Consider the following 2,100-nt stretch of genomic DNA (forward strand, 5'->3'; position numbering starts at 1 on the left):
CGGCACGGTCCGGGTCTTGATCCGTCGCTTGAACTCCTCGTGTTGCCGTTCGATCGCGTTGGTAACCGGTATGAGATTTCTCGGTGCCAACGTTCCGCTGCGGTGTTCTACATCGTGGCGTATGGTGCGACCATCGGGACAGAGGCACCGGGAGCACGAAGTGCGGGCAGGCCGATGCACACGATGAGCCGAGAGCTCGAGTTAGTAGCTGGCCGCCTCTGCGACTCGCCCGGTTGCGCCGAGAGCGCGAATCCGTAGTTGTCGTGTCGCCCGTAGCTTCCGTCATCAGAGGAGGTGCGAATGCGACGGGTAATTGGCATTGATGTCCACCGAACCTTCGGGGAGGTGGTATTTTGGGAGAACGGCAGGCTCCGACATGCGGGCCGCATTGATATGACGCGGACTGCGCTGGAAGGATTTGGCAAGACCCTGCTGGCCAGTGATGAGGTGGTGCTCGAAGCGACTGGTAACAGCATGGCGGTGTCGCGGGTTCTGGCGCCATTCGTGGCGCGGGTGATTATCGCCAATCCGTTGCAGGTGAAGGCGATCGCCCAGGCTCACGTCAAGACCGACAAGATCGATGCCGGCACGCTCGCCAGTCTGCAGGCGGCGGGATACCTGCCGCAGATTTGGACGCCTGACGCGGAGACAGAGCGCAAGCGTCGGCTGGTGGCGCGGCGCTACCAGGTCGTGCGGCATCGTACGCGGCTCAAGAACGAGGTGCATTCGATCCTGCACGCGCACCTGATCCCGAAGTGCCCGCATGCCGATCTTTTCAACGCCCGCGGCCGGGCATGGTTGGCCGCTCAACAGTTGCCGGACGATGAGCGAGCGGCCATCGATCGGCACGTCCGTGAGCTTGACCGGCTGGCGGAAGACCTGGCCTTGCTCGACCGCGAGATCGCGCAGGACGCAATCGAGGATTCCGCGGTGAACAGATTGATTACGATCACCGGCGTGAATCTGGCGGTCGCCGCCGGGATCGTGGCGGCGATCGGCGACATCAGCCGGTTCAACAGCCCACAGAAGCTGGTGAGCTATTTCGGGCTGAACCCGCGGGTGCGGCAGTCCGGGCTGGGAGCGGCCCACCATGGCCGTATCAGCAAGATCGGCCGCAGTCATGCGCGCGCCATGCTGGTCGAGGCGGCCTGGGCAGCGGCCAAGGCGCCCGGTCCACTGCATGCTTTTTTCGTACGGATCCGCGCCCGGCGCGGCCATCAGATCGCCGCGGTGGCTGTCGCTCGGAAGCTCACTGTGCTCTGCTGGCATTTGTTGACGAAGGGCGAGGATTACCTGTGGGCGCGCCCGGCGCTGGTCGCCAACAAGACCCGCGCGATGCAACTTCAAGCCGGGCATCCGCAACAGAAAGGCAGCCGACGTGGACCAACCTATGCTTACAACGTCAAGGCGCTGCGCGACCGCGAGATGTTGATCGCCGCCCAGGCCGAGCAAAGCTACGAACGATTCGTGTCGCAATGGAAACCGCGGCGGCCAAAAACCGGCGCGCGGGCGCCTTAGCTCGGCAGGACAAAATAGGCAGTCCGGTGACGCTTGCAGCCGACGCGTCACGCTTCGCCACGAGGTCGCCCGCGCCCAACAACCATAATCGCGGCTGACGGCAAGATCTAGGCAGGACCGCAGTCCCGTTCCACTGCCAGTGTGCCGCCGTGCTCGGGCCGGTCAAGGCCAAGCCTTGCGGTGGCCGCAGATGCGGCCAGCCTTGACCGCCCCTGCGCGCGGCGGCTGCGAGATCGGTGGCCGGGACGGAAGAATGGCCCGCAGCGCAGCCGAACAAAAGAATGGACTTACAGCGATCTCCGCAGTCGTCGTCTCGGCCATGAAGAAATCGCTTGTCCATCTCATCCGTGGTGCGCGCGCTCTTCCATTGTTCCTGCGGCAGTCGGGTGAAGCTGAACAGGCGTGCGCCTGCTTCCTCGAGGCTGTCGGCAACGGCACGATGTTTGATCCGCCATTTGCGAATGAAAGCCTTGCGTCGCGCTTCGATCAGCTGGCTTGTTTCCGCGTAGATCATATCGTTGTAGTCCGCGGTGATCTCCTCGTGCAGACGCTCCGGCGCGTGCGCAAGCAGGTTCCTGTGCT

The 2,100-nt window shown here is 63.8% G+C and carries 1 protein-coding gene and 1 pseudogene; one reads left to right on the forward strand and one right to left on the reverse strand.

Features of this window, described 5'->3' with window-relative positions; all coding sequences use genetic code 11:
• The first annotated feature begins 318 nt into the window (after positions 1-318).
• Positions 319-1,518, forward strand: coding sequence for an IS110 family RNA-guided transposase (locus H8A95_RS42685; protein WP_229172479.1), 1,200 nt, complete (start codon positions 319-321; stop codon positions 1,516-1,518).
• 331 nt (positions 1,519-1,849) lie between these two features.
• On the opposite strand, the pseudogene H8A95_RS42690 reads toward H8A95_RS42685, so the two are convergent.
• A pseudogene (locus H8A95_RS42690) lies at positions 1,850-2,100 on the reverse strand (transposase); the annotation flags it as partial.

Source organism: Bradyrhizobium oropedii (assembly GCF_020889685.1).
Classification (GTDB): domain Bacteria; phylum Pseudomonadota; class Alphaproteobacteria; order Rhizobiales; family Xanthobacteraceae; genus Bradyrhizobium; species Bradyrhizobium oropedii.